Source organism: Mesorhizobium sp. M1E.F.Ca.ET.041.01.1.1 (genome assembly GCF_003997355.1).
Lineage (GTDB): Bacteria > Pseudomonadota > Alphaproteobacteria > Rhizobiales > Rhizobiaceae > Mesorhizobium.
On sequence record NZ_RZSL01000807.1, the window covers coordinates 1 to 2,184 of the forward strand.

General features: G+C 66.3%; 1 protein-coding gene. It reads right to left on the bottom strand.

Annotated elements, in window-relative coordinates; all coding sequences use genetic code 11:
- Positions 1-2,184 (bottom strand): DUF3971 domain-containing protein (locus EOA38_RS34420; RefSeq protein WP_281060154.1); only part of this gene is annotated, 2,184 nt, incomplete at both ends.

The following is a 2,184-nucleotide window of genomic DNA, read 5'->3' on the forward strand; positions in this document are numbered from 1 at the left end:
GACAGCCTTCCATGTGTTCGTATATGTTGAGGAAACGCAGGATGGCCCCGGCATCGGCCGACTTCATCCTGAGCGCGCGGCCGGCGTCGCCGGTGCTGTTCTTGACGGTGATCGCGGCACCCGAACTCGCCATCGCGCTGACATCGAGACCATTCACCCGGGAGCCGGCGCCGCTGTAGTCCAGTTTCAGGTTCGACAGCACTTCGTCGTGGAAGCCGGTGAGCGACTTCACGTCGGCGCTCACCGAGATCGCGTCGGCGCCGGCGCCTTTCGTGGCAGTGTCGACGTTGGAGGTGAACTGCTTGATCAGCGAGCGTGCATCGAGTGAATCGCCGCTCACGTCGACCGCATAGCTCTTGCCCGACCGTTTCACCGAGACGGCGACATCGTCGCCCCTGTTGAGCGCGACCCTGCTGAAGCGGGCCGAGGACAGCGCCCCATTGACCAGCGTCACGTCGCCTTCGACCGAAAAGCTCTTCCCGTCGAGATTGAAATCGGACAGCGTGGTGGTGTTGCCCGACTTGGCCATCGTGAAGGTGGCTTTGGCCGGAATGCCCGCCCCCTTGCTCCATCCGACCCAGGGAATGTCGAGCCTGGCGTTGGTCAGGTCGGCCGAAACGTCTTGACCACCCTCGCCGCTCTTGTCGATCGCCACCTTGATGGTTCCGGCAAGCAGCGGCGACAGGCCGGGCATCGTCGCCTCGCGCGTCTTGTCGTCGAGGACGAGCGCGACCTTGCGGCTGCGCGGCGGACCGTCGTCATCGAGCGGTTCGACGAGATCGAGCTCCGCCGGAATGCCGTTGAGCTTCGCCTTGGCCGATATCACCGCGCGGTCCGGGCTGACGGTGATCGAGCCGTCGGCCTCGGTCACCGTCTGGTCCTCGAACGGCTTGGCTAAAGAAAGATCCTGGTAGTCCAGCGCCACCAGCCAATCGAGCGTCGAGGTGTCGACGCCGGAGGTCAGCGGGATGTCGGCCCGCACATGGCCGGTGACGTCGCCGCTCAAATCCTCCGGCGCGAGGCCGACATGGCGCATGGCGTTGATCGGCTCATAGGAGGCGAGTTCGGCGATCGCCGACGCTTCGCCTGCGACATCGATATCGAGCGCGCCGATGACCGGCGAACGGTTCGCCTGCTTCACGGTGAGCGTGCCGCCGCTTGCCGCCACGGTGCGGCCGCTCGGCATATAGACGTTGCCGGAGGACAGCGTGATATCGACGTCGTTGCCATGGAAGGCGACGACGCCGACGGCGTCGCGGATCGGCGGAATGCGGCCCGCCGTGTCGAAGCGCGAGCCCTCGACCTGGAAGCGGCCGAACACCTCGTCGCCGGAAAGCGGAACGCCGTTGCCGAGCCGCCCCGGCACGACCTGGAACTGCAGGCTGGCGTCGACCACGCGGCCGCCGAACAGATTGTCCAGAACCCAAAGCCGCGCGTTGCGGGCAGAGAACCATGGCCACAATTGCTTGACATGCGAAACGGGCATGTCGTGGACGTTGAGCGAAAGCGACACGCCCGGCGGGCCGTTGTCGATGAAGGCAAGCGAAGCCCTGCCCAGCACCTCGCTCGAACCGCCGGAGCGGACGCCGATCTGCTCGGCGACGAGCTTGCGGCTCTTGGTCTGGTAGACGCCGGCGATGCGGGCGAGGAACTGAAGCGCCGGCTCCGGCGATTCCGACGGCGCGAGCGTCGAGCCGTCGCTGATGAGATCATAGCGATAGGACGGCTCTTCGCCCGCGGCTGCCGGCTTCGGCCCGATCGATCCGGCGAAGTCGAAGGTCGAGCGTCCGGTCTTGATCAGCAGCCGATCGACCGAGATCTTGTTCGATCCCGCCACCAGCGCGACATTGGCGTCGACGTCGGCCGGCAGCAGCCCGCGCGAACCGAGATCGAGCACCGAGCCGTCGAGTGACAGCGAAGCCGTCAACCGCGACGGCGTTTCGCTTGACGCTTCAACGCCCGAGAGCTTCAGCGCAATCGAACCAAGCTTGCCGCCCTGGGGGGCGGAGTTCCCATCGCTAGAGCTTGCCTCGGCCAGGTTTCGGCCGGACTCCGCTACCTCGAGGCTGCCATCAAGCGACGCGATCCGCCGCGCCGTCGCGTCGCGAACAGCGGACGCCTTCAGGATCGCGCGCCGGCCATCGACATCGGCATCGTAAGAAAGCTCGATGCTGCCGGTGCCGG